The organism is Subtercola sp. Z020 (assembly GCF_002931235.1).
Lineage (GTDB): Bacteria > Actinomycetota > Actinomycetes > Actinomycetales > Microbacteriaceae > Subtercola.
On record NZ_PSTT01000008.1, the window covers coordinates 1 to 25,735 of the forward strand.

Annotated in this window: 22 protein-coding genes; 14 read left to right on the top strand and 8 right to left on the bottom strand. The window is 71.5% G+C overall.

What is annotated here, in order from left to right; translation table 11 throughout:
* Positions 1 to 227 precede the first annotated feature (227 nt).
* Positions 228 to 1,586 (bottom strand): MATE family efflux transporter, encoded by a 1,359-nt coding sequence (locus tag C5B96_RS00725; RefSeq protein ID WP_104241965.1) that lies wholly within the window; start codon positions 1,584 to 1,586, stop codon positions 228 to 230.
* 98 nt (positions 1,587 to 1,684) lie between these two features.
* Here C5B96_RS00725 and C5B96_RS00730 point away from each other — a divergent pair, with 98 nt between their 5' ends.
* Both C5B96_RS00730 and C5B96_RS00735 read left to right on the top strand, forming a co-directional pair.
* Positions 1,685 to 3,685 carry a M13 family metallopeptidase gene (locus C5B96_RS00730; RefSeq protein WP_104241967.1) on the top strand — a complete coding sequence of 667 codons (2,001 nt, stop codon included), beginning with the start codon at positions 1,685 to 1,687 and terminating at the stop codon, positions 3,683 to 3,685.
* Complete coding sequence (locus tag C5B96_RS00735; RefSeq protein WP_104241968.1) at positions 3,685 to 4,593, top strand: serine hydrolase; 909 nt, start codon at positions 3,685 to 3,687, stop codon at positions 4,591 to 4,593. Before C5B96_RS00730 ends, C5B96_RS00735 begins: the two co-directional genes overlap by 1 nt.
* Before the next feature lie 129 nt (positions 4,594 to 4,722).
* Here the strand turns inward: C5B96_RS00735 and C5B96_RS00740 are convergent, their stop codons facing one another.
* The 4 genes from C5B96_RS00740 to C5B96_RS00755 all read right to left on the bottom strand — a co-directional run bounded on the left by C5B96_RS00740 (position 4,723) and on the right by C5B96_RS00755 (position 7,771).
* Positions 4,723 to 5,766 (bottom strand): GNAT family N-acetyltransferase, encoded by a 1,044-nt coding sequence (locus tag C5B96_RS00740; RefSeq protein ID WP_104241970.1) that lies wholly within the window; start codon positions 5,764 to 5,766, stop codon positions 4,723 to 4,725.
* 27 nt (positions 5,767 to 5,793) lie between these two features.
* On the bottom strand, positions 5,794 to 7,197 hold the full coding sequence (locus C5B96_RS00745; protein ID WP_104241972.1) for a glutamyl-tRNA reductase: 1,404 nt from the start codon (positions 7,195 to 7,197) through the stop codon (positions 5,794 to 5,796).
* 68 nt (positions 7,198 to 7,265) lie between these two features.
* On the bottom strand, positions 7,266 to 7,526 hold the full coding sequence (locus C5B96_RS00750) for a Txe/YoeB family addiction module toxin (protein WP_104241974.1): 261 nt from the start codon (positions 7,524 to 7,526) through the stop codon (positions 7,266 to 7,268).
* On the bottom strand, positions 7,523 to 7,771 hold the full coding sequence (locus tag C5B96_RS00755) for a type II toxin-antitoxin system Phd/YefM family antitoxin (RefSeq protein ID WP_104241976.1): 249 nt from the start codon (positions 7,769 to 7,771) through the stop codon (positions 7,523 to 7,525). The genes C5B96_RS00750 and C5B96_RS00755 overlap by 4 nt, the downstream gene beginning before the upstream one ends.
* 187 nt (positions 7,772 to 7,958) lie before the next feature.
* Between C5B96_RS00755 and hemE the strand changes: the two genes are divergently transcribed.
* The 9 genes from hemE to C5B96_RS00800 all read left to right on the top strand — a co-directional run bounded on the left by hemE (position 7,959) and on the right by C5B96_RS00800 (position 15,861).
* Positions 7,959 to 9,125 (top strand): uroporphyrinogen decarboxylase, encoded by a 1,167-nt coding sequence (gene hemE / locus C5B96_RS00760; protein ID WP_233188906.1) that lies wholly within the window; start codon positions 7,959 to 7,961, stop codon positions 9,123 to 9,125.
* Between the two features lie 3 nt (positions 9,126 to 9,128).
* A complete protein-coding gene (locus C5B96_RS00765) occupies positions 9,129 to 10,766 on the top strand; it encodes an NAD(P)/FAD-dependent oxidoreductase (protein WP_104241978.1) in 1,638 nt (545 codons plus the stop codon).
* 45 nt (positions 10,767 to 10,811) lie between these two features.
* On the top strand, positions 10,812 to 11,201 hold the full coding sequence (locus C5B96_RS17685) for a hypothetical protein (protein ID WP_104241980.1): 390 nt from the start codon (positions 10,812 to 10,814) through the stop codon (positions 11,199 to 11,201).
* Between the two features lie 13 nt (positions 11,202 to 11,214).
* A complete protein-coding gene (locus tag C5B96_RS00775) occupies positions 11,215 to 11,649 on the top strand; it encodes a phage holin family protein (protein WP_104241982.1) in 435 nt (144 codons plus the stop codon).
* Positions 11,642 to 12,001: a DUF3618 domain-containing protein gene (locus C5B96_RS17015; protein WP_146078053.1), complete on the top strand. Its 360-nt coding sequence runs from the start codon at positions 11,642 to 11,644 to the stop codon at positions 11,999 to 12,001. The genes C5B96_RS00775 and C5B96_RS17015 overlap by 8 nt, the downstream gene beginning before the upstream one ends.
* A gap of 129 nt (positions 12,002 to 12,130) precedes the next feature.
* A complete protein-coding gene (hemQ, locus tag C5B96_RS00785) occupies positions 12,131 to 12,859 on the top strand; it encodes a hydrogen peroxide-dependent heme synthase (protein ID WP_104241984.1) in 729 nt (242 codons plus the stop codon).
* Positions 12,860 to 12,954: 95 nt separating this feature from the next.
* Positions 12,955 to 14,118, top strand: a complete 1,164-nt coding sequence (locus tag C5B96_RS00790; RefSeq protein WP_104242025.1) for a ferrochelatase — start codon at positions 12,955 to 12,957, stop codon at positions 14,116 to 14,118.
* Between the two features lie 13 nt (positions 14,119 to 14,131).
* The gene (gene hemC / locus C5B96_RS00795; RefSeq protein WP_104241986.1) at positions 14,132 to 15,076 is read left to right on the top strand and encodes a hydroxymethylbilane synthase; all 945 of its coding nucleotides are present in this window, start codon (positions 14,132 to 14,134) and stop codon (positions 15,074 to 15,076) included.
* Positions 15,076 to 15,861 (top strand): uroporphyrinogen-III synthase, encoded by a 786-nt coding sequence (locus tag C5B96_RS00800; RefSeq protein ID WP_104241988.1) that lies wholly within the window; start codon positions 15,076 to 15,078, stop codon positions 15,859 to 15,861. Before hemC ends, C5B96_RS00800 begins: the two co-directional genes overlap by 1 nt.
* Positions 15,862 to 15,930: 69 nt before the next feature.
* Here C5B96_RS00800 and C5B96_RS00805 read toward each other — a convergent pair whose 3' ends face one another.
* A complete protein-coding gene (locus C5B96_RS00805; protein ID WP_104241990.1) occupies positions 15,931 to 16,362 on the bottom strand; it encodes a VOC family protein in 432 nt (143 codons plus the stop codon).
* A gap of 253 nt (positions 16,363 to 16,615) precedes the next feature.
* Between C5B96_RS00805 and hemB the strand changes: the two genes are divergently transcribed.
* Genes hemB through C5B96_RS00820 form a run of 3 tightly spaced genes read left to right on the top strand, consistent with a single transcriptional unit; the run spans position 16,616 to position 19,526 of the window.
* Positions 16,616 to 17,620: a porphobilinogen synthase gene (gene hemB, locus C5B96_RS00810; RefSeq protein WP_104241992.1), complete on the top strand. Its 1,005-nt coding sequence runs from the start codon at positions 16,616 to 16,618 to the stop codon at positions 17,618 to 17,620.
* A 33-nt stretch (positions 17,621 to 17,653) separates the two neighbouring features.
* Entirely contained in the window at positions 17,654 to 19,135 is a 1,482-nt protein-coding gene (locus C5B96_RS00815; protein WP_104241994.1) for a glutamate-1-semialdehyde 2,1-aminomutase, read from the top strand.
* A gap of 4 nt (positions 19,136 to 19,139) precedes the next feature.
* Positions 19,140 to 19,526, top strand: a complete 387-nt coding sequence (locus C5B96_RS00820) for a hypothetical protein (protein WP_104241996.1) — start codon at positions 19,140 to 19,142, stop codon at positions 19,524 to 19,526.
* A gap of 223 nt (positions 19,527 to 19,749) precedes the next feature.
* On the opposite strand, the gene C5B96_RS00825 is transcribed toward C5B96_RS00820, so the two are convergent.
* A complete protein-coding gene (locus tag C5B96_RS00825; protein ID WP_104241998.1) occupies positions 19,750 to 23,454 on the bottom strand; it encodes a tetratricopeptide repeat protein in 3,705 nt (1,234 codons plus the stop codon).
* Positions 23,454 to 25,694 (bottom strand): hypothetical protein, encoded by a 2,241-nt coding sequence (locus C5B96_RS17270; RefSeq protein WP_158507090.1) that lies wholly within the window; start codon positions 25,692 to 25,694, stop codon positions 23,454 to 23,456. The genes C5B96_RS00825 and C5B96_RS17270 overlap by 1 nt, the downstream gene beginning before the upstream one ends.
* Positions 25,695 to 25,735 lie beyond the last annotated feature (41 nt).

Below are 25,735 nucleotides of genomic sequence, written 5' to 3' on the forward strand. Positions count from 1 at the left end.
CCCCCACGCCTCGCCCCCCCGCCTGTCCGCCGCGAGAGGACGCTAACTGCTCCAACCGCGCCGCATTCCGACGCTTGGCGCCTTCCCGCGCTCGCGGGAACACTCCACCCATCCGCGGGTACGTGCCGAGAGGGCGCAAGGTGCCGGAATCAGCACGCTTTCCGACAAACAGCGTCCTCTCGCGGGAGGTGCCGGGTACGCGGGCTCGCCGCGCGGGAGGTGTCGGGTTACGCGGGCTCTGCGGCGGAGGCGCCAGCCACGATCCACCGCCCCGAGCGCGCGCGCAGCCCGAGCGTCAGCGCACGGGCCCCGAGGTACCCGTAGCCGAACGCCGCCCACAGCCACACGAGGGCCGCGTCATCCCCGCCGCCCGGCGCGAACAGCAGCACCAGAACCAGCAGCGGCGCATAGATCGCCACATTCACCAGCCCACTGAGCGCCAGGTACCGCGAATCGCCCGCCCCGATCAGCACCCCGTCGAGCACGAACACGTACCCGGCGAGCGGAATGCCGACCGCCATGGCCAGGGCCGTCACCCGCAGCGCCGCCTGCACCTCCGGGCTCGACGTGAACACCGGGCCGAGCAGGCCGAGCCCCGCGACCAGTGCCACGGCGGCGCCGAGCACGACGCCCGACGCGAGCCCCCAGCGCACCAGCCGCCGCGTCACGAGCATCACCCGCTCGGTGTCGCCCGCCCCCAGCCCGTGCCCGATCAGCGCCTGCCCGGCGATGGCCAGGGCATCCAGAATGAAAGCGAGCGTCGTGAACAGCGTCAGCGCGATCTGGAAGGCGCCGAGCGACGCGGTTCCGAGGGTGGCCGCCACCGCTACCGTCGCGAGGATCGCCGCCCGCAGCGACGCCGTGCGGAGCAGCAGCCAGGCTCCGGATGCCGCGGCCGACCCGACACCGTCGAGCCCCGGTCGCAGCAGCGCTCCGCTCGCCCGGGCCGCCCGTACCGCAATCACGATGTAGACCGCCGCCATTGCCCACTGCGCGACCACGGTTCCCGCCGCCGAGCCCGCGATGCCCCAGCCGAAGCCGTAGATGAACAGCGCATTGAGCCCGGCGTTGGCCGCGAACCCGGCGACGGCGACGACGAGCGGCGTGCGGGTGTCCTGCAGGCCACGCAACAGCCCGGTCGCAGCGATGACGAGCAGCATCGCCGGCAGCCCGGCCAGCGACACGGTCAGGTACGTGACGGCGTCGGCTGCGACATCCGTGGCTCCCGTGAACAGGCCGACGACCGGGCGCGCGAAGACCAGGCCGAGCAGCACCACGACGACGCCCAGCCCGAGCGCCAGCCACAGGCCGTCGATACCGGCCCGGATCGCCCCGGTGCGGTCGCCCGCGCCGAGCCGGCGCGCGACCGCCGGCGTGGTCGCGTAGGCGAGGAAGATCAGCAGCCCGATCACCGTCTGCACGACGGCGCTCGCGATTCCGAGGGCGGCGAGCGGCACCTCGCCGAGGTGGCCCACCAGGGCGGTGTCGGTCAGCAGGAAGAGCGGCTCGGCCACGAGCGCCCCGAGCGCGGGCACGGCGAGGCGCAGGATGTCGCGGTCGAGGCTCTTCACGGGGGGAACGGGCATCCACCAACCGTAGCCAGCGCCCCCGACACCCGGCCCGCCGCCCGCCGCCTGCTGCCCGCCGGAGGCCGAGTGTCGGACGGCGTGAGTATTCTGGACGAATGAGCGAAACGGGCATCGACACCACCGAACTCGACCCTGCGACCAGGCCGCAGGACGACCTCTTCAGGCACGTCAACGGGCGGTGGATCGCGCGCACAGAGATCCCCGAGGACAAGGCCCGTTACGGGTCGTTCTACGAGCTCGCCGAAGAGGCCGAGAAGGCCGTGCAGCAGATCATCACCGAGGCGCAGGGCGCCGCAGAGGGCACCGAGGAGCGCAAGTTCGGCGACCTCTACACGAGCTTCATGAACGAGCAGCGCATCGAGGAGCTCGGAACGACGCCCATCGACGGCCAGCTCGCCCTGGTCGACGCGATCTCCTCCGTCGAAGACCTCGTGCGCACCGTCGGGCGGCTCGAACGGCAGGGCGTGGGCGGGTTCTTCCACCTCTTCGTCGACAACGACCCGGGCAACCCCGAGCGCTACCTCGTGTTCGTGGAGCAGGGCGGCATCACCCTGCCCGACGAGAGTTACTACCGCGAGGAGAAGTTCGCGGGCATCCGCGAGGCGTACGTCTCGCACATCCAGCGCATGTTCGAGCTCGCCGGCACGGGCGTGGGGGCGGCGGCAGACGAGGGCAGCGCGCCGGCACGCGCCCAGCGCGTCTTCGACCTCGAGACGGCGATCGCGTCGAAGCACTGGGACAACGTGAAGACCCGTGACGCGCAGGCGACCTACAACCTGCTCTCCTGGTCCGACCTGCTCGCGCTCTTCGCGGGCGCCGCGGTCGACGGTTCGCCGGCCGGCACCCTGACGATCTGGCGCGACGCCCTCGGCACCCCGGCGGGTGTGCTCGACGAGGTCGTCGTGCGCGAGCCGAGCTTCCTCGAGGGCCTGTCGAGCCTCATCACCGACGACCGGCTCGAGGCGTGGAAGGACTGGCTCGCCTGGAAGGTCATCCACGGCGCCGCCCCGTTCCTGCCCTCCGCGTTCGTCGCCGAGAACTTCGAGTTCTACGGCCACACGCTTACCGGCACGCCGTCGATCCGCGCCCGGTGGAAGCGGGGAGTCTCCCTCGTCGAGGGCTCGATGGGCGAGGCCGTCGGCCGCATCTACGTCGAGCGGCACTTCGGCGGTACCGCGAAAGCCGCGATGGACATCCTCGTCGCCAACCTCATCGAGGCCTACCGCCAGTCGATCACCGACCTCGGGTGGATGACGCCGGAGACCCGCGTGCGGGCCCTCGAGAAGCTCGACACGTTCACTCCGAAGATCGGCTTCCCCGTGAAGTGGCGCGACTATTCGAGCCTCGAACTCGACGCCTCGAGCCTGTTCGACAACGTGCGAGCGACGAGCGAGTTCGAGTTCCAGCGGGAGCTCGGCAAGGTGGGCAAGCCGCTCGACCGCGACGAATGGTTCATGCTGCCGCAGACGATCAACGCGTACTACAACCCCGGCTTCAATGAGATCGTCTTCCCCGCCGCCATCCTGCAGTACCCGTTCTTCGACGAGCAGCGGGATGCCGCGGCCAACTACGGCGCGATCGGCGCGGTCATCGGGCACGAGATCGGCCACGGCTTCGACGACCAGGGTTCGCGCTTCGACGGCGACGGCCGGCTCACCGACTGGTGGACGGAGGCCGACCGTGAGGCCTTCGAGAAGCTGACCGCCTCGCTCATCGCGCAGTATGACGCCCTCGCCCCCGCGCAGGTGCCCGACCACCACGTGAACGGCGCACTCACCATCGGCGAGAACATCGGCGACCTCGGCGGGCTCGGCATCGCGTGGAAGGCGTACCTCATCTCCCTCGACGGCGCCGAACCGCCCGTGCTCGACGGGCTGACCGGCGCCCAGCGGTTCTTCCTGTCGTGGGCGCAGGCCTGGCAGCAGAAGTCGCGAGACGAAGAGGTCATCCGCCTGCTCGCGATCGACCCGCACTCGCCGAACGAGTTCCGCTGCAACCAGATCGTGCGGAACATCCCCGAGTTCTACGAAGCCTTCGAGGTCGGCGAGGGCGATGCCCTCTGGCTCGCCCCCGACGATCGCGTGACCATCTGGTAATGGCACCCCCGAAGCGCAAAGACCGGCGACGGGCGCAGCCCGGTCTTCCGAGCGGGCGCCGTTCGAGCGCCCAGAGCGACACGGAGACGTTCAAACGCGGCTTCGTCTCGCTGACGAAGCTCGCGCTCTCGGGTGTGCAGATCACGGCGTCGGCTCTGGATGTCGCCACAGAGAAGGTGCTCTTCTCCATAGACGACCACCTGTCGGTGCCCACCGCCAGCCTCGGCAAGGTGCTGCTGCTCATCGAGGTGGCCGCGCGGCTCACCCAGCGCGACATCTCGGCGCACGGCCTGCTCGACCGAACCGTCGTGGACTCGGCCGCCGGCACCGGGCTCTGGCAGCACCTCCAGGTGCCCACCCTCCCCGTCGCCGACCTGGCCGTGCTCGTCGGAGCCTCCAGCGACAACCTCGCCACCAACGTGCTGCTGCGGCAGATCGGGCTCGACGCCGTGCGGGCGCGGGGCGAGGCACTGGGTCTTCACCGCACCTTCCTGCTCGACAAGGTGCGCGACTACCGCGGCCCCGACGACGCCCCGCACTTCTCGGTCGGCTCGGCGCGGGAGCTCGCGACCCTCTTCCGCAACCTCGCGGAGGGCAGCGTGGTCGATGTCGCGACCAGCCAGCAGGTGCTCGCCTGGCTCGGCCTCGGCAGCGACCTGTCGATGGTCGCGAGTGCGTTCGGGCTCGACCCGCTGTCGCACGTGCACTCGGACCACGGCCTGCTGCTGGTGAACAAGACCGGCTCGGGGCAGGGCATCCGCTCAGAGGTGGGGGTGCTCCGGGGCCCGCGCGCGAGCGTCGCCTACGCCGTCACGATGCGCTACAACGACGCCGAGCTCACCGGCCGCCTCGCCGTGCTCGACGGCATGCGCACCCTCGGCACCGACATCCTCGAGTACGTCTACTGACCCCCGCTCCACGCACGTAATCGAGGATGAGGGCGGGGTTGGGTGCGTTGGGGGCGCCATCGGCGCTCTCGTCCTCAGCTACGCATGTGATGGCGGCGCAACGCGGCGGGGCGGCGGGCGAGGGCGGGGTCAGTCGATGAGGCCACGGGCTACGAGGCGGGCGAGGGTCTCGACGCCGGCCGGGGGGCAGCGGTACGCATCGGCGGAGGTCACCCAGTGCACCGAGTCGACCTCGGCCGACGGGGTCGGCTCGTCAGAGGTCGTCGCTGCGAACAGCTCCATCACGACCATCCGCCCCTCCGGTTCGCCGTGCGCCTGCACCGTCACCGTGAACAGGCTCCGGATGCTCGGCTCATCGAGCTCGACGGAAACCTCTTCGCGGCACTCCCTCCGCACCGCGGCGGCGGCAGTCTCGCCGTCGTCGATCTTGCCCCCGGGCAGGTACAGCACGTCGCGCCCCCGCGCAGTCACCATCAGCACCCGTCGTTCCCGTAGCAGCACCGCAGCCGCCACCCGGATCGCCGGCATTCCACCAGCGCCCGGCGCCGCCTCCGCCACCGTCGCGCCCCCTCCCGCGCCCGCCTCGGCTGGCGCCGCCGCGCCGAGGCGCCGCGCCTCCCACTCCGAGCGCAGCAGCGCGTAGACCGCGGTGTCACCCCACCGACCCTTGAACCACAGGTTCTCGCGGAACAGCGCCTCTTGCTGCATCCCGAGCCGACCGCAGACGGCCGCGGACGACGTGTTGAGCGGGTCGAGCTGCGCTGCCACGCGATGGGCGCCGAGCTCCGTGACCGCCCAGTCGAGCATCCGGCCCGCCGCCTCGGAGGCATAGCCGCGGCCCTGGAACTTCGGGTTGAACGCCCAGCCGATCTCCGCCTGGCCGCTCTCGACGCTGTGCAGGAAGACCGTGATCTCCCCGATCAGCCGGGAGCTGCCGCCGGAGCCGTCGGCCAGCTCGACACCCACCACCAGCACGTCACCATCGTTCACCAGCGCAGTGGTGGCGAGCCGCCGGGCGAGGTGTTCGCGCGTCTCGGCCAGCGTGCGCACCTGCCAGAACATGTACTCGACGACCTCGGGCAGGCGCTGGTACGCATGGATGTCTTCCGCATCGCTCGCGCGCAGCAGTCGAAGCGTGAGCCGGGGCGTACGGATCTCGGAGAACGTCGTCACGCCCCCACCCTGCCAGAAGCGGGCGGGTCAGGAGGCGGCGGAGGCCTCACGCGGAGGCGCGGGGTGCACCGGCGGCACTGACGGGGAGACAGGCGCGACAGGCGCGGCCGGCGCAGCCGTGGCGCCGCTGGCGGCCCCGGCCACTCGCGTGCCGCCCAGGTGGGCGACCGGCGCGGCAGGCGCGGCGGGCTGCACGCCGAACAGAGCTTCGAGTGCCCCGACGAACGATGCACCCTCGCCGGCACGGGCGAGTTCGCGGGCGCGCACAGACGGCGTGTGCAGCAGTACCCCGACGAGGTGGCGGAGCGCCGCCTCGGTCTCGGGCGAACTGTCACCGCGGGTGCGGGCGCGGCTGATCTCCGCGTCGAGCGCGTCGAAGAAGTGCGACCTCAGGGCGACCACGGCGGGCGTCACTTCGGATTCCACGCGGGCTGCGCTGTACTCGGCGGCAGCCTCATCCACCATCGCCCGTGCACTCGTCGTCGAGGCGAACTCGTCGATGGGGGCGTGCAGGCTGATCGTCTCGAGGTCGAGCAACTCGACGCCAGCGATCGACGACACCGCGGGGTCGATGTTCCGGGGAAGACCGAGGTCGATCACGAGGCGGCGCTGCACAGCATCCGGAACCGTCTGCGCTGCGGTGAAGTCGGCGGCCGTCAGCACGGCGACGGGCGACTGGCTCGCGGCCACGATGACGTCGGAGGCGGCGACGGCGGCGACCAGGTCGTCGCCGAACACCTGCGGAATGTCGAGGCGCGCAGCGAACGGCGCGACGCGCGAGGAGGGGGAGTAGACCGTGAAGTCCGTCGCGCCGCGTTCCTGCAGGGCGGTGAGGCTGACGCGCGCATACTTGCCGGTGCCGATCAGCAGCACGCGGGTCTGGGCCCAGTCGGTGACGCGACTCTCGGCGAGGTCGAGTGCGAGGCGCACGAGCGAACGGCCTGCCCCACCGACGCCGGTCTTCGTCTTCACGTCACGCGAGGTGTGGGAGGCGCGCTGGAACAGCCGCTCCAGCGCCGACGAGGTGGTGCCTTCGACGCGCGCCGTGTTCAGGGCGCGCTTCACCTGGCCGGCGATCTCGTCTTCGCCCACCACGACCGACTCGAGCCCACTCGACACCGAGAAGAGGTGCTCGGCGACGGTGTCGCCCGAGAGAACGGTCACGGCGTCGAAAACGTCACCGGCGTCGACTCCGGATGCCCGGCTCACGGCATCGATCACTTCGTGTGCGGCGAGGGCACTGCCCGCCGTGAGCGGATCGTCGACGTCGAGGTAGGCCTCGAAGCGGTTGCAGGTCGCCAGCAGCACGGCGCCCTGGATGAAGTCGCTGTCGCTGACGAGCGTGGGAGCCACAGAAGGTGCGCCGATCGACAGCTTCTCCAGAAGGGTGAAGCTCGCGTTGCGATGGCTCGCAGTCAGGCAGATCAGCACCAATCCATCGTAAGCGACTTTCCCCTCCCACTACGACGTCTTGTAGAACTCACACCGCGCGCGATGGTCTATGAACCGTAGTGGAAGCGGCACTGCCAGATGAGCACCAGGTCACCACGCACTTCGTAGACCAGACGGTGCTCCGCCGTGATGCGCCGCGACCACACACCAGCCCGTTCGTACCTCAGCATCTCCGGTTTGCCGATGCCGTTCTCGGGGTCTCGCAGCGTTTCATCGATGAGTCGGTTGATACGCCGCACCATCATCCGGTCATTCTTCTGCCAATGGCCGTAGTGCGCCCATCCCCGAGCGGTGAACGCTAGCTTCACGATCGATCGAGTTCGTGGAACTCGATCTCCCCCGCCTGGGACTGCCGCATGCTCTCCAGCAGTTCGCGCGCATTCGCCGGCGACCGCATGAGGTACTCGAACTCCTTCATGGCACTCCACTCCCTGCTCGAAACGAGCATGGCGTTGCCCCGTCGCGAGGTGATCTCGATGACGAGCTCGTCGTCGTTCACCTGCTCGATGAGGCTGAAGAGGTTCTTTCGTGCTTCTGACGCTGTGATGGCCATGGCCTTGCTCCCTGCTGACTGGTACGAGTTATCGTACAGCTCGACAGGTGGCATTTCGAGAGTATTTGTCATAAATTCAGTGAAGCAGCGACGGGGTGTCGACGGCGCGAGAGGCCGAAATCTGTGGAGAACTCGCGTTGCAGGCGGGCTCGGGAAAACAGGAGCAAAGCCTGAGACAATCGACCACGTGAATCTCCCGACGAGCCCGACCCCCGCAGACTCCCGCGTGCTCCCCGCCGCCCACCCCCTGCAGAGCGGCCGAACATCCGCCAGCCCCCTCGTCACCACCTACCAGGGCACACGCGGCCCCGTCACCCCGGTCTGGATGATGCGCCAGGCCGGCCGCTCCCTCCCCGAGTACCGCGCCCTCCGCGTCGGCACCGACATGCTCGACGCCTGCCTCGACCCCGCTATGGCGAGCGAAATCACCCTGCAGCCCGTGCGCCGCCACGGCGTCGACGCCGGTATCTTCTTCAGCGACATCGTCGTTCCGATCAAGCTGGCCGGCGTCGACGTGTCGATCGTCGCCGGCAAGGGTCCGGTTCTGCCGCATCCGGTGCGCACCGCCGACGACGTGCGAAACCTCCCCACCCTTGACGAGGCCGCCCTCGCGCCCATCTCCGAGGCCGTCGCCCTGACCGTCGACGCGCTGGGCGACATCCCACTCATCGGATTCGCCGGCGCCCCCTTCACCCTCGCCGCCTACCTTGTCGAGGGCGGCCCGTCGAAGGACCACATCGCCGCGCGCACGATGATGCACTCCGACCCCGAGAGCTGGCAGGCGCTGATGCGCTGGACCGCCACGGTCACCGGCGCCTTCCTCCGCGCACAGATCCTCGCCGGCGCGAGCGCTGCACAGCTCTTCGACTCCTGGGCCGGCGCGCTCTCGCTGGCCGACTACACCGCAAAGGTCGCACCGGCCTCCGCTCTCGCTCTCGCCCGCGTGCACGGCCTCGAGTACACGGCTCCGGATGCCGCGAGCCGCACCGTTCCGATCGTGCACTTCGGCGTGGGCACCGGGGAGTTGCTCGGCGCGATGCACGACGTCGGCGCCGATGTGATGGGGGTCGACTACCGCATCCCGCTGGATGAGGCGTCGCGCCGGCTCGGCGGCACGGTGCCGCTGCAGGGCAACATCGACCCCGCGTTCCTCGCGGCACCGTGGCCGGTGCTCGAGGCGCATGTGCTCGACGTGCTCGAGCGGGGGAAGGCGGCTCCGGCCCACGTGCTGAACCTCGGGCACGGGGTGCCGCCCGACACCGACCCCGCGGTGATCACACGCCTCGTCGCGTTCGTGCATCAGGTGGCGGCTGACGCTGCATCCTCCCTTCCCGCCCCGACCCCCGCGGCCTGACCCGTGCCGGCCGGGCAGAGCGTCGTCGTCGTCGGTGGCGGCGTAGCCGGGCTTGTGGCGGCCCGCACCCTCGCACGCAAGGGGTTCCGCGTCACGCTGGTGGAGGCATCCCCCACCCCCGGCGGGTGCGTCGCGACACATACCGTTGCAGGCATACGTCTCGACTCGGGTGCCGAGAGCTTCGCCACCCGCGGCGGAACCGTCGCCGCCTACCTCGCCGGCCTCGGTCTCGGCGACGAGGTCGTGAGCCCGAACCCCTCAGGCGCCTGGGTGCAGCTCGAGGGGGATGCCGCGCCGCTGCCGAAGAACACCGTGCTGGGCATCCCGGGTGTTCCGCTCGCCGACGACGTGCGGCGCATCATCGGCTGGTCGGGCGTTCTGCGCGCCCAGCTCGACCGCTACAGCCCGCTCGTGCGGGTACGCAAACAGAAGAGCCTCGGCGATCTGGTGCGGCGCCGGATGGGGCAGAGGGTGCTCGACCGCCTCGTCGCCCCGATCGTGTCGGGCGTGCACTCCGCCCACCCCGAGCTCGTCGACGTCGACGCGGTGGCCCCCGGCCTGCTCGCGGCGATGGAGGTGCAGGGCTCGCTCTCGGGTGCGGTGCTCTCGCTGATCGCGCGCCGCCCCCGCCCCGCCGCGGGCACGCGCGCGGTCGACGACGGCGCGGCGGATGCCGGTGGCCGGCCCGGAGCGCGCTCCGGATCCGCGGTCGGCGGCCTCGACGGCGGCATGTTCCGCCTCGTCGAGGCGTTGGTCGCCGACTGCGAACGCTTCGGCGTCGACCTGCAGTTCGGCGTGGGCGTCAGCAGCATCCGCCGCGTCGACATGTCCCAGGCGCCTTCGGGCCCGGCCGCGGCCGGCGCGAAGGGACCCGAATCGTTCGACCGCGCCGACCCAGGCACGATTTCGGCCCCTTCGGCCGAACCCGCGGCCGAGTCGGGTGCGGGTGGGCGGGCCGAGCACGGCGAGCACGCGCACGCGGCCGAGTGGATGACCGTGCTCGACGACGGCTCGGTGCTGGGCTCGAACGGGGTCGTCGTCGCCGCCGGCTTCCGCGCGGCGCTCGGGCTGCTGCAGAACCTCGACGGGCTGCGTGAGCAGACGGAGGGCGCCGGCTGGCCCGGATCCTCCGCCGTCACCCTCGCCACCCTCGTGCTCGACGCGCCCGAACTCGACGCCGCGCCCCGCGGAACCGGCGTGCTGGTGGCCGAAGACGTCACCACGGTCGGTGCCAAGGCGCTCACCCACGCCACCGCGAAGTGGCCCTGGCTGGCAGCGGCCGCGGGCCCCGGCCGCCACGTGGTGCGCCTCTCCTACGGCCGGGGCGGCGCGACGACGACGAGCGGCGGCGCGGCCCCCACCGTAACCCGGGCCGACGCTCTCCGAGACGCGAGCACGCTGCTCGGCATCCGCCTCGACGACGCACAGGTGCGCGGCTTCGCGCTGGCCGAATGGCGCGACTCGCTCGCCTTCGCGACGAGCGGCCACCGCGCCAGGGTCGACGCCCTCGTCGAGGCCGTGCACGAGCATCCGGGGCTCGAAGTCGTCGGAGCCTGGATCTCGGGGACCGGCCTCGCCTACGTCATCGACGGAACGAGCGTCAAGGCCTCGGCGCTCGCTGTCAGCCTGCTCAGCACATAGGTCTACGATTTACAGACAGGCAATTCACGACTGATCGGAGTAATCATGCGCGGAAAGCTGCTTTTCGTGGTCGGCATCGGTGCGGGCTACGTTCTCGGCTCGAGAGCCGGCCGCCAGCGGTACGAGCAGATCAAGGCGGGTGCCGACAAAGTGTGGCAGTCGCAGCCGGTTCAGGCGGGTGTCTCGCAGGTTCAGGGTTTCGCCAACCAGCGCCTCGACGCGGCGTCGGGCAAGATCGCCGACGGCGTTCGCAAGGGCCTCGGCGCGGTTCTGCGCCTCGACGGGTCGAACGCCGGCAACCGCTCCGGTGCACGCGGCGCGAGCAGTGCGGGCGGCCGCGGCAGTGCGGGTTCCAGCGCGAAGCGCGCGGGCGCAGCCGGTACGAGCACAGGCTCCGGCACCGTCGTTCCGCCGTTGACCGGCTTCGTCGAATAGGCCGGAGATCACTGTGGCCGACCCCGGTGCTTCGTACACCAACCCTCGCAACCCGAAGACGAAACAGTCGCTCGCCGAGTTGGTGAGCGCCCTCCCGAGCCTCCTCGTCACCCTCGTCAAAGACGAGCTGACGCTGCTGAAGTCCGAGATCGTCAGCCGCGTCTCGAAGCTCGGGATCGGCGCCGGCCTCATCGCCGCCGCGCTCTTCCTGCTGTTCTTCGTGTTCGCCGTGCTGGTCGCTGCCGCCGTTCTCGGTATCGCGACCGCCCTGCCGGCCTGGCTCTCCGCGCTGATCGTGGCGGGCGGGCTGCTGCTCATTGCGATCATCCTGATCCTGGTCGGCGTCGCGCAGATCAAGAAGGGTGTGCCACCGGTTCCCGAAGAGTCGATCACCAGCCTGAAGAAAGACGTGAACGCCGTGAAGGGACTGGGTGAGACCCATGAGTGACAAGAAGGAGCTCAGCGCGGGCGCACGAACGGGTGCCGCCTCGAAGGCCGCTGCCGCCGGCCTCAAGAAGAACCAACCGTCGAAGCCCGACAAGCCCAAAGACACGCGCTCGCACGAGGAGATCAAGAACGCGGTCGTCAAGAACCGCGACACTCTCGCCCAGACGCTCGACGCCATCGAGTTCAAGCTGAACGTTCCGAAGCGCGCGAAGTATGAGACCGCGCAGCTGAAGGCGCGCTTCCAGGCGCTCCGCGAGGAGAACCCGGCGGCCCTGGTGGCCGGGGCCGCGGGAGTCGTGGCGCTCGTCGGCACGGGCATCTTCTTCGGCGTGCGGGCGGCGACCCGTCGCTGACGCCGGCCGCGGAATCCAGAACCGCCGCGGCATCCAGAACCAGAGCACACCACGAGAGACACGCACCACGCCGGGGGGCTTCCACACAGAGACAGTGGGCCGGGGTTGCCCACCGAAGGAAAGAAGACGATGACAGACCCAGCCCCCAGCACGATCCCTTCGACGTCTGAGCCGATGGGCGAGATGGTCACGGCGTACACGCTGTGGGCGGTCTTCCGCCGCAATTCAGAGACGCCGTTCGAACGAGACGGGTACGACGTTCCGTCGCTCGTCTCGGAACTGGATGACGCGGTGCTCAGCATCGAGGCAGAAGACGTCACTGTGCGGGGCTTCTACGACGTGTCGGGGCTCCGCGCCGATGCCGACCTGATGGTGTGGATCCACGGGGAGACGCCGGAGACCCTGCAGTGGGCCCTCCGCCAACTGCGCCGCACCGCCCTCCTCACGGGGCTGCTCCCCGTCTGGAACGCGATGGGGGTTCACCGCGACGCCGAGTTCAACAAGCGGCACATGCCGAGCTTCATGCTGGGCAAACCCCCGCAGGGCTGGGTGACCGTCTACCCGTTCGTGCGATCGTACGAGTGGTATCTGCTGCCCGAGGCCGAGCGGAGCGCCATGCTCCGCGACCACGGCATGAAGGGGGCGGCATTCCGCACGACCCTCGCGAACACGGTCGCGAGCTTCGCGCTCGGCGACTACGAATGGATCCTGGCTTTGGAAGACGACGAACTGCTCAATCTGGTCGACATGATGAGAGATCTGCGGCAGACGGATGCCCGCCGGCACGTTCGCGAAGAGGTGCCGTTCTTCACCGGGCGCCGCATCGGTACCGCCGAGATCGTGGAGGTGCTCCAGTGAGCGACGCAGCAGCCGTCGACGCGCCGGCCCCCGTGGGCCCCGCCACCGATTCCGCCCCCGCCGCCGACCTGAACGCCTTCCCCGAGGGCGTTCTCGTGCGCGCCGCGACAGAGGCCGCGGCATCCGGAGCCGAACACGTCGAGACGCCGGTCGCGTACGACGCCATTCTGCTGGCCAGCTTCGGCGGGCCGGAGGGGCAGGACGACGTCATCCCCTTCCTCCGCAACGTCACGCGCGGCCGCGGCATCCCCGACGAACGGCTCGAAGAGGTCGCGCACCACTACCGTGCCTTCGGCGGCGTCAGCCCGATCAACGAGCAGAACCGCGAGCTGAAGGCGGCGCTCGAAGCCGAACTGGCTCGCCGCGGCATCGACCTGCCCGTGCTCTGGGGCAACCGCAACTGGGCGCCGTACCTGCCCGAGGCGCTCGTCGAGGCGAACGAGCGCGGCTTCAGCAAGCTCATCGCCATCGGCACCAGCGCCTACAGCTCGTACTCGAGCTGCCGCCAGTACCGCGAGGACTACGCAAAGGCGCTCACGGAGACCGGTCTCGAGGGCACGCTGCAGATCGACAAGGTGCGCCAGTTCTTCGACCACCCCGGTTTCGTCGCGCCGTTCATCGACGGTGTCGCCGCAGCCTTCGACGAGATCGAGGTGGCCCTGCCCGGTATCGACCTGGGTACCGAAGTCGAGGTGCTGTTCTCGACGCACTCCATTCCGTCGACGGATGCCGACCGCTCGGGCCCGCCCGAACGCGGGTTCGGTCCGGGCGGTGCCTACCAGGCGCAGCACCGGGCGGTCGCAGAGGTCGTCATGGAGGCCGTCGGCGTCGGTCGCACCTCCCTGCCGCAGTGGCAGCTCGTCTTCCAGAGCCGGAGCGGCCCGCCCACCCAGCCGTGGCTCGAGCCCGACATCAACGATGCGATCGAGCTGCTGCCGGCCCGCGGCATCCGCGCGGTCGTCATCGTGCCGCTCGGGTTCGTGAGCGACCACATGGAAGTCAAGTGGGACCTCGACAAGGAGGCCACCGACACGGCGAACGAGCACGCGTTGTTCAGTGTTCGCGTGCCGACGCCCGGCGTTCACCAGAAGTACGTGAACGGCCTCATCGACCTCGTTCTCGAACGGGTCAACGGCACCGCCACGGCCGACCGGCCCTCGCTCACCGCCCTCGGCCCCTGGTACGACGTGTGTCGTTCGGGCTGCTGCGAGAACGTGCGACTCGGGTTCAAGCCTGCGCTCGCCGGTCTGCAGCCGTGACCGGTCGGGCCGCATGACACGCAAGCTGACGATAGCCACCCGCGGCAGCGCGCTGGCCCTGGCCCAGACCGGGATGATCGCCGACGAGCTGACCCGGCTCACCGGCGTCGACGTGACGATCACCGTTGTGACGACGGAGGGCGACACCTCCCGCGCTTCCCTCGCGAGCATCGGCGGCACGGGCGTGTTCGCGAGTGCCCTGCGGGCGGCGCTCGTCGAGGGTGACTGCGACCTGGTCGTGCACTCGCTGAAAGACCTGCCGACTGCTCCGTACCCCGGTCTGAGGCTCGCCGCGGTGCCCCTTCGCGAAGACCCGCGCGATGCGCTCTGCGCCCGCGACGGCCTGACTCTGGATGCTCTGCCCGAAGGTGCACGGATCGGAACGGGCTCGCCACGGCGCGTCGCCCAGCTCCGAAGTCTGCGGCCGGATGTCGCGGTGGTCGACATTAGAGGTAATGTCGACACCAGGCTGGCAAAGGTGTCGAGCGGGGAATTGGACGCTGTGGTGCTTGCTGCCGCCGGACTCACAAGGCTTCAGCGGTTGGATGCTGTGTCCGAATTCTTCGATCTCTCCGTCTGGCCGACAGCACCAGGCCAGGGCGCACTGGCTCTAGAAGCGCGCGAGGAGGACAGCATTCCCGAGTTGACCCAGATCCAGAACGAGGGCTCCCGGCTCTCGATCGTGGCTGAACGGGCGGTTCTCGCCGCTCTCGAAGCGGGCTGCAGCGCGCCGATCGGCGCATCCTCCACCCTCGCCGACGGCACCCTCACCCTCACGGCCGTCGTCTACAGCCCCGATGGGTCGGCCGAACTCGGCAGCACGCAGTCGACGACCCTGCCCGCGAACCTGTCGCTGGCCGACGGGGAGGCCGCCGCCTATGGCCTCGGCTCGTCGATCGCGGCCCAGCTGCTCGACGACGGCGCCGCCGAGCTCGCCGAGCTGGGGGTTGCGCGCTGATGGGCACTCCGACGTCGCCGATTCCGAAACCCCTCGCCGGCTGGCGCGTGCTCGTGCCGCGCGGTGGGCCGTGGGGGCACGGTGTCGCCTCCGACCTGCGGGGGATGGGCGCGACCCCGCTCGTCGCGCCGCTCATCAACTTCGCCCCGACCGAAGACCCGTCTGCGCTCGAGAGTGCACTGGAGCGCCTCGCCGCGGGCAACTTCGACTGGCTCACGGTCACGAGCGCGACCACCGTCGACGTGCTGTCGGCCCACCAGGCACTCGTTCCGGCGGGCACCCGCATCGCCGCCGTCGGCGAGACCACGGCCGCCGCGCTGACCTCGGCCGGCTACCGGGTCGACCTGGTTCCGCTCGAAGACAACTCGGCAAAGGGCCTGCTCAGCGAGATGAAGCAGTTCGAGGAGGGCGGGGCGTCGCTCCGCATCCTCACGCTCCGCAGCGAGATCGCGAAGCCGGTGCTGAGCGAGGGCCTGGCCCAGCGCGGTCACTCCGTGGAGTCGGTCGTCGCGTACCGCACGATCGGCGTTCCGGTCGACCCGAACATCCGCGAAGAGGTCGAGGCGGGGCTGATCCGCGCGATCCTCGTGACGTCGGGGAGCGTTGCCGAGCAGGTGCAGCTGCAGCTCGGCCCGATCCCCGAGACGACGATCGTGGCGTGCATCGGGCCGGTGACGGCTCAGGATGCCCGCAGCTACGGCCTGCGCGTCGACCTGATCGCGGCCGACCGCTCGGCCGAGTCCCTCATCCAGACGCTCGTCGACGTGGCGGTCGCCCGGGGCTGAGGGCTGACGGTTGAGGGCTGACGGTTGAGGGCTGAGGGCTGAGGGCTGGCGGCTGACGGCCGGCGGTGCTCAGGCGGAGGGCTTCGGGGCGGTGAGCTCGAGCGCGATGTTGTCGGGGTCGCGGAACTCGAGGATGTAGCCCGACCCGATGTCCTTGATCTCCTCGTGCGCGATGCCGAGCCCGTCGAGCACCTCCACCGCGTCATCGAGGTCGCTTCGAGCGGGCACGGCGAAGCTCAGGTGGTCGAGGCCGACGCGATTCTCGTCGTAGCGATCGCCGGCCGGCGCGACCGGGCGAAGGCCCAACACCCCGCCGGCGAACTGGTAGATCACGCCGCCGAACACGAACGCGAGCTGCTCCTTGGTCTGCTCGTCGGCGTCGGCGGGCGGCGCCTCGACGAGCACGTCGAAACCGAACACCGAATCGTAGAACGCCCTCGAGCGGGCGATGTCGGTGACGGTGAGGCGAAGGTGGGCGTAGTCGACGGCGGCGACGGGCATGGGGCGCTCCTGGGGTGGTGGATGATCGGGCGGCGCTCATCCGGTTGCGGATGACCGTGGGGGCGGGCTGCGCCCCGACTCCGTAGCTGCCACTGTGCCAGCAGCGCGCGCGTGTGGGCAGACCCTTGCGCGCGGCCCCCGGAACGGGCATCCTGCGCGCGCCGGAGCACCGCCTTGCGCTGCGGCCGCCTCCCGCCCGCAGCGGCCTCCCGCGCCCAGCCGCCGCACCGACAGCGGAGCGTAGGGTTGAGGCATGACTTCACACGGGAACGGCCCCTCGGCCGGTCTGACAGTTCGGCCCCGGCGCCTGCGCGCCACCCCTGCCATGCGGCGCCTCGTCGCAGAGACCCGGTTGCACCCCGCCGACCTGGTCCTGCCGATCTTCGTGCGCGAGGGCACAGAGCCGCGCCCGCTCAGCTCGATGCCCGGCATCGTGCAGCACACGACAGAGAGCGTGCGCGCGGTCGTGAACGAAGCCGCCGACCTCGGGCTCGGCGGGGTGATGCTGTTCGGTGTGCCCGACGCCAAAGACGCCATCGGGTCGGGTGCGACCGACCCCGACGGCATCCTGAACCAGGCGACGAGGGTCGTGGTCGCCGAGGTCGGCGACGCACTCGTGGTGCAGACCGACCTCTGCCTCGACGAGTTCACCGACCACGGGCACTGCGGCGTGCTCGATGCAGAGGGTCGGGTCGACAACGACGCCACCCTGCTGCGCTATCGCGACATGGCCGTTGCGCAGGCCGAGTCGGGCAGTGAACTGCTCGGCCTCTCGGGCATGATGGACGGCCAGGTCGCCGCCGTTCGCGACGAACTCGACGCCCGGGGGTTCGCGAACACGGCCATCCTGGCCTACTCGGCGAAGTACGCCTCCGCGTTCTACGGCCCGTTCCGCGAGGCCGTCGGGTCGACCCTGAAGGGCGATCGCAAGACCTACCAGCAAGACCCGGCCAACCGCCGCGAGGGCCTGCACGAGACGATGCTCGACCTCGAGCAGGGTGCCGACATCGTGATGGTCAAACCGGCCATGAGCTACCTCGATGTTCTCGCCGACGTGGCAGCTGTGTCGCCGGTACCCGTGTGGGCCTACCAGGTGTCCGGTGAGTACGCGATGATCGAGGCTGCATCGGCGAACGGCTGGATCGACCGCGAGCGGGCGATCTTCGAGTCGGTGACGGGCATTCGCCGTGCCGGGGCCGACGCGGTTCTCACCTACTACGCTCCCGAGATCGCGCGCACGCTGCGCGAGAACCAGTGACACATTCCCCGATTGTTATTGAAAGGCTCCCTCGTGTCTGAATCCGATGTTCTCTTCGCCCGGGCGAGCGTCTCCATTCCGGGTGGAGTCAACTCGCCGGTGCGCGCTTTCCGTTCGGTCGGCGGTACGCCCCGCTTCCTGGTGTCGGCCCGCGGCCCGCACGTGACCGATGCCGACGGAGTGGAATATGTCGACCTCGTGAGCTCCTGGGGCCCGGCGATCCTCGGCCACGCGCATCCGGAGGTCGTTCAGGCGGTTCAGGATGCGGCGGCCCGCGGGCTCTCGTTCGGCGCTTCGACCCCCGGCGAGACCGAGCTGGCCGAAGCGATCAGGGAACGCATCCGGGCGGCCGGCCTCGCCCCCGTGCACAAGGTGCGGCTCGTCTCCACCGGCACGGAGGCGACGATGACGGCCATCCGTCTCGCACGCGGATTCACCGGTCGCGACCTGCTCGTGAAGTTCGCCGGGCACTACCACGGTCACTCCGACTCGCTGCTGGCCGAGGCCGGCTCGGGTCTCGCCACGCTCGCGCTGCCCGCGTCTGCCGGGGTCACCGCTGCGACCGCAGCCCAGACGCTGGTGCTTCCCTACAACGATCTGGATGCCGTGCGGGAGGTGTTCGCAGCCCACCCGGGTGAGATCGCCGCCGTCATCACCGAAGCCGCGGCCGCGAACATGGGCGTCGTCGCACCGGATCCGGGGTTCAATGCGGCGCTGGCCGACATCGTGCATGAGAACGGTGCGCTGCTCATCGTGGACGAGGTGCTGACCGGGTTCCGCGTGGGGCCGGCGGGGTGGTGGGGGCTCGACGTGTCGGGCCGCGCTGCGTCGAGCGGGTCGACGCCGGTGGCCGCGGGGGCTGCTGCCGGTGCGGGTGCTGCTGCGGGTGCGGTCGACGCTGGTTCGGCTGCGCGCGGGGGGAGCCGGGCATCCGGAGCCGTCGCTGACGCGCGCGACCGGGGGGCCGACCTGCCCTACGAGCCCGACCTCTTCACGTTCGGCAAGGTCGTCGGCGGCGGGATGCCGCTCGCCGCGCTCGGCGGGCGGGCCGACGTGATGGACCACCTCGCTCCGCTCGGCCCGGTCTACCAGGCCGGAACGCTCTCGGGCAACCCCGTCGCGGTCGCCGCCGGGCTCGCCACCCTGCGGCTCGCCGACGATGCGGTGTACGCGAAGCTCGACTCCGCGGCATCCATTCTCTCGAACGCGGTGTCGGATGCGCTCGCCGCGGAGGGCGTGGCGCACGCCGTGCAGCGCGCGGGCAACCTGTTCAGCTTCGTGTTCGGCGACTTCTCGGGCGGCGGCCCGCGCACCTACGCCGAGGTGCAGGCGCAGGAGTCGTTCCGGTACGCGCCGTTCTTCCACGCGATGCTCGACGCGGGTGTCTCGCTGCCGCCGTCGGTCTTCGAGGCCTGGTTCGTGTCGGCGGCGCTCGACGATGCGGCAATCGACCGCATCGTCTCGGCGCTCCCGGGCGCGGCTCGTTCCGCTGCGGAGGTTTCGCGGGCAGACTAGGGCCATGGCAGTCCTGTTCGTGCACCCCGATCGTCTCGAGATCAGGTTGACGCGTGCCGAGAAGGTCATGTCGCTTCGGCGCAGCGACATCGAGGTGCCGCTCGACAGCATCCGTTCGGCCGTGCTGACCGACGACCCGTGGATCTGGGTGCGCGGCATCCGTGCGCCCGGGACGGCCGTGCCGCTGACGCTCGCGGTCGGGTCGTGGAAGTTCCACGACGGCAAGGACTTCCTGCTGATCAAGGGCACCCGCACCTCGGTGGTCATCGACCTCGACGGCGCCGAGTTCTCCCGCGTCATCGTGACGACGCGGCACTCGCTGACGCTGCTGCGCGCCCTGCGCCTGCCCCCCGCCGAGGCGTCGGCGGCGACCGAGATCGCCGCCGACTAGCCCGCCGCGCCCGCCCCGCCCGCGCTCCGCGCCCGCCTCCGTCGGCGCGTCTAGCGTCGCAACCGAGGATGACGCCGCCGATCCCCGGCCCCACGTGCCCATCACGGCTGTGGTCCTCGTTTGCGCACGCGCTCGGCGCCGCACGCCCGCAGCGCTCAGCCTCGCCGTGCGACGCGGGGTGCGGAGCGGAGGTGCGGAGCGGGGGAGCCGGCGGAGCGGAGCGTCAGCGGGGGTCGGCGGTCACGGCCGGGCGCGGGGTGGGGGCCGCCAGGGCGGCCGCGCGGGTGGCGGTGGCGTGCCACTCCGAAGCCGCGAGGTCGGCGACGGGGGTGTCGGGCGGCAGCATGTCGAGGCTGCGACGGTAGATCGGCAGCGCCTCGTCGTGGCGGTTCTGCGTGACGAGGAGGCGAGCGGTGAAGAGGTGGGCCTGGCCCGCGGATGCTCGGTCGAGCATCCGCTCGAACAACCGCGCCGCGCGTGCCGAGGTCTCGACCGCTTCGGCTTCCCGCCCGAGATCGTCGTACGCTCGTGCCCGGGACTCCGTGACCGCCGCCAGGAGGGCGTCGATGTCGAACGCGTGCCGGGAGGCCAGCTCGATGGCGCGGTCGAGCGTGGCGAGCCCGCCGGCGTAGCCGAAGGCGCACTGCGCGACGCCGAGCAGGTGCAGCGTGTCGACCTCGGCGGCGATTCCCTCTGCGGGGGCGCCGTAGGGAGGCACCGCTGCGTGCGCCAGGCCGGGCGGGGTGGGAGGCGGCTGGGCGGCAGAAGGCGAGCCGGTGAACGGCGGACCGTCGGTGGGTGGTGAGGGGTGGGGTACGTCCGGGATGCGCCGCGCGGCGGCGAGGGTGTGCTGCAGCACGACGATGCAGGCGGGGTCGTCGTTGTCGAGCTGCAGCCGTGCCAGGGCGAGGCCTGCGTGCACCTCGCCCCGGGCATCCAGAGCCGACCGCGCCTGGGCGAGCGCGAGGTGCAGTGTGGCGGCGGACGCATCGTCGTCGTCGGCGAGGCGGTGGGCGTTCGCGAGGCAGAGCAGCACGTCGAGGCGGCTGACCTCGTGGCTGTCGTTGGCTGTGAGTTCGGCGCCACCAGGCAGCTCGTCGTAGGCACGGAGCAGCTCGGCGGCGGCCTCGGCTCCGCGATCGGCGTCGACGAGCGCGCGCGCCAGCCGGAACCGCAGGGCGCCGAGCGCGGGATGCCGCGTGAGCGCGGACCCGGCCCCGGCGCTCCCATCGCAGGCGGCGTCACCGCCTGAACCAGCCTGAGACGCAGACCCCGCCTCCGCCTCGGCCACCGCCATGCGCCACGCCTCGATCACGCCCGGCCGGATCCGCAACTCCTCGAGCAGGGAGGCCAGCGCCACACACGCATCGATGACCCCCTTGCCGTACCGCAGTTCGAGGTAGAGCGACAGGGCCCGGTCGGCGTCGTCGAGGGCGCACCGCGGGTCGTCCGCCTGCTGCACGAGTCCGGCGCGCAGCAGCAGCGCGTTCGCGCGCATCGCCCTGTCGAGATCGTGCCGCAGCAGACGATCGAGCGTCGCGCGCGCCCACGCAGCCTCGCCGAGGGCCACCTGCGCGTGCGCCAGCAGGGCGAGGGGGCGCTGCACCTCCGCGGAGTCCGGGTCGTGCCCGCACAGCGCGACGGACGACAGCAGGTACCCGACCGCCTCGCCGGCCCGGCCCTCCCGCAGCCGCAGCTCGCCGAGCGCGTTCAGGATGCTCACCTGCGCCTCGGCGTCGTACTGCTCGTCCCGCGTGCGCGCCAGCTCGCGCTCGAGATCGCCGCGGCGGCGCTCGGGCGGCACCCCGAACAGGAGGAGGCCCAGCTCGGTCTCCACCTCGGCCAGGTCGATGCGCTCGGCCGCATACAGGTCGTCGATGCGCCAGGCCGCCACCTGTTCGGCTCGCTCGCGGTCGCCACGCTCGACGGCGAGCCGGATCTCGAGTTCGCGAAGCGCGGCTCGGGTGCGAGCGCGTTCGGTTTCGTCGCCGGCCGGTGCGAAGGACTGTGGTGCGGTGGCGGCATTCTCAGCGGCTGGATGCGCCCCCGCTGAGTGCATGGGCGGCATGCCGGCGGCCCCGGTCCTGGTAGTTCCTGCCCCCGTCTGCGCCGGCCACAGTGGTGGGTGCTCGGCCGCGGAACCGGTCTGCCCCTGCATTCGCGTGAGCTCGGTGGCCGTGTCTTCTGTGCCTGGACGTCGCGCATCCGCATCCAGCCCGCTCGGCCGATGCGCGGCTGGCGCCCGCTTCGGGGTGGCGGATGCGCGGTCGAGCACGTCGTGCCCCGCGCGAAGCGCGTCGGCTGCGCCCAAGCTGTCCTCGACGCTCGCCCTCTCTCGCGCCATCCGCAGCCACTCGACCGCGGAGCGCGCGGAGCGGCGGTGTTCGGCGATACCCGCTCGGTCACGGCCCGCGTGCTCGACGGCGCCGCGCCTTGCGACGGATTCGTCGTCGGAGCGGCCGACGCGGGAGCGTTCGCTGGTGTCGCTGGTGTCGCTGGTGCTGCTGGTGTGGCTGATCGTGGCAGCCGGGTCGGCGGTCTCGCTGGTCGCGCCCGCCGTGCCATCTGCTGAGCGGGCCGCGCCTGCCGTGCCAGCCGCCGTGCCGGCCGCGCCTGCCGTGCCAGCCGCGGGCGATATGCCCGCCACCAGCGCCGCGACGCGGCGGTCACTCAGCACCTCCGCCTGCGCGACGCGGTCGCTGAACGCTGTGTTGCCGTTCCGCCTGTCGAATGCCAGGGCAATACGCTGCGCAGCGGCCCAACAGGCATCGGAGAGCGCCTCGGCAGTCACAGGTGCCGGTAGTTCACCCAGCACGGCCCGGAGTGCGGGATGCTCGGCTGCCGCGATGGGAACGTGCGGGCCGAGCATCCATTCGCCCCGCTCGCGGTGAGAGGCCGGGGCCGCACCCGCCCCCGACCTGGACTCGCCCGCAGCCGACGGACGCGGAGCCGACTCGCACACGAGGTCGAGCAGCGCGCCGAACGCGAGCAGCAGAAGCAGTTGCGACCTCTCATCGAACGGATCGGACACCAGCGCCGCGAGGTGCAGCCGAACCAGCAGCAGCCCGCGTTCGAGGTAGCCGCCGGCGCTGCAGAAGTCGACGTGCAGCGCCAGCGTGCAGGGGTCAGGCGGGCTCTCCTGCAGCAGCGCGCAGCCGCGCAGGTGTTCGAGGTAGGCGTCGGAGAGCTGGCCGTTCTCGAGCAGAGGCACCAGCGACTCGGCGATGCGCCGCCCGGCCGCGAAGGCGGGGCCGGCGTTGGCGGCGCTGCCTGCGGCGGCCCCCACGCCGGCACCGGCGCCGACGGAGAGGCCGGAAGCGGCACCGCCCCCAGCATCGGCATCGGCAGCGCCGAGGCCCCCGGCACCGCCCCCGCCCCGAGACCGCCGCAGCAGGCGCTCCACGTGCGCCCGCCGCCGACGGAGCTCCGACACATTCCCGCAGGCATCCGCCACCTCGAACCGCGCCCGCGCCTTCAGCAGATCGGCAGCGGGCCCGTCATCCCCCTCGGACATCAGCTCGCACAACTCGTCAAGCACCTGGTTCACCGTCGACAACCGGCACCGCGTGTTCGATGCCAGCGCACCTGGCACGGCGGCGAGCACGACAGCCAGGTCGTACGGCGGAACCCTCGCCGCGAACCGTTCCGCGTCGTCGAGGTGCCGCTCGAGGCACCATTCCGCGTGGGCGAGCAGTTCACCGCTCGCACCCCCGCGCGTCGCAGCGTCGGCGATCCGAAGGCGGGCGCGGTACTCCAGGCCCGTGTCGCCGCTGGTCTGTGCGAGGCGCAGCACCTCCGCGAGCAGTGCGCCGCGCACTCCACCCGCGGGCAGCCGGTCCGCCGCGAACAGCAGGTGGTCGGCATTCTGTCCGCCGGCCGCGCCGATAGGTGGCTGGGGCTGTCGATGGTTCTGGATGTCGCTGCTCATCAGTAGGGCAACCGCCCCAACGACTGTCCGGGGCTCCACTGCGGGGTCGTCGTTCGGCGCGCAGGCGCCGGTGCGGCGTCGGAGGTCTCGCCACCGGGCAGCTCCGCGCCCGGACCACGCAACTCCCCCGCACCGGCCGCGCCCGCACCGGACGCCGCGTCGGCGCCCCCAGCCGCAGGGCCGGCCGACCCAGTTGGCTGGCCGTCAGGCCCCGCTGCACCGAGCAGCTGCTCGAAGCGCAGGTCGCCGACGGGTGCCTCGGCAACCGGCGGCTGGCCGAAGTTGCTCCGGCGCGGCGCAGCCTCGCCCTTCTTCCGCAGCCGTCTCTCCCGGTGCGACCAGCCGTTCCACGGTTCGGCATCGTGCGGCGTGCGCTCGGGAGGCTCCGTCGTCGGTTCCACGGGGCCCGTCGGAGGGATCTCGATGGGCGCCATGTCACCGGGCGGCGCAGGCGTGCCCGATCCGTCGGTGGCAGTGCCGGTCAGGATGGCGCTGAACTCTTGCGGCGCGGCGTCGCGTGGTGGAGCAGCCGGTTCCGCGGCGTGCGTGGCGGCCGGGATGCCCTCCGCGGCAGCGGTGGGGGCAGCCATCCCTGCGGGGTAGGCGGGGTCGATCGAACGGGTGGGGTGCGTGGGATCGGCGGGGTAGCCCTGCTGCGGATGGTCGGTCGGTTCGAGAGGCTCGACCTCGCGCGTGGCAACCCTGTCTCCGCCCTCGCCTGTGGGCACCGAAATTCCCACCGCACTCGCGCGCTCGCCGCCGCCCGCCTCGGCCGTGCCGCCGACCTCGCCCGCGCCGCCCGACGCCGCCACCGCCCAAGCACCCACGCCGGCCACCACGCGTTCGAGCGGGCCGCGGCCGAGCAGGGCCCGCCAGACGCTGGCCGCCGCGCCGAGCGCCGCCCACACGGCGGCGGCCGCCAGGAGCGGCAGCCAGGGTTCGAGCGCGGCTGGCAGCAGCACCTCGAGCGCCCGGTGCAGAAGCACGAAAGACCTCGGAGCGAACAGAATCGTCGCGAAGAGCAGGGCGGATGCGGTGAGCGCGGTCGATCCGAGCGCAGCGATCGGAAACACCAGCCAGCGGAGCGGTTTCGCCAGCAGCAGGCAGAGCGCGAGCACCGAGAGGGCGATCGCCGTCGCACCCAGTACGTCGAGGAGGGTCGCGTGCTGTGTGATGGGCGCCGCCGGGGGCGCGAACGTTCCCGGCTCGAGTCGGTCGCCGAGGGATGACCCGAGCAGCGCCCTCGCGACGGTGGCCGGCGACGACGCGGAACTCGGCTGGGGAAGCACGCGCTCGACGAGCAACGCCGATGCCAGCGCGATCGCGAAGAGCGCACCGCCGGCGGCGAGGAGGGCGAAGGGGCGCCAGATGCGGTCGCGACGCAGGCGGCCGACGGCGAGCCCGACCAGGAACGGCGCCGTCCAGGTGAGCGGCGGGAACGCCGTGCTGGTCAGGAGGGCGGCGAGCGCCGGGCCGAGGGATGCTGCGGGGGCGTCGGTGTGCGGGGTGGGGGAGTCGAGCATCCAGAGCCGCAGCAGAACGGTGGCGGAGGGAAGAACGACCACGCAGGCGGAGGCGACGATGAAGAGGGTGCGTGCCCGCCACCGCCGGAAGAACAGGGCGCCGAAGGTGAGTGCGCCGATCACCGGCAGCATCACCGCGGGTGCCGCGACGGTTGTGGCCGCGACGGCTGCACCTGCGAGTGCGGAGTCCGAGCCGGGACCGGGTGCGGTGACCGGAGGGGTGCCCGTCGCGGTGACCGCCGCGGCTGCAGCTACGGCACCGGCCGCGAACAGCACGACCGCCCGCACGGCGACCCGGAGGCCGTCCGCGACCCGAAGCCCGTCGGCGCTCGCCGCGCGCACCGAGGGCACCGCGCCGCCCACCGCGCTCACCGCACGCACCGCGCTCGACGACGGCACCGCCCCCGCAGCCGACCGCAGCATCAGCGACGCCGACGCCCCCGCCAGCAAGAAGAAGAGCGCCGCCGTGACGAGCGCGACCAGCGAGTGAGCCCACCCTCCCGGCGTCAGTGCCCCACAGAGAAGCCCCAGAACGGCGAGGCCGCGGGCGACGTCGACCCCGAGCATCCGGCCCGCCCCGCCGAAGAGTCGAACCGGCAGACGCGCCCACCAGCCGGGGCGGGCGGGCCCCCGAACGACAGCGACCCCGACGGTGTACGCGCCGGTTTCGACGCTGCGGTGATCAGGGGCGACCGATCGCGGTGCGGGGCTCGGCATGCGGAGTTCCTTCTCGTCGTGGTGGTCCCACGACGAGAGTA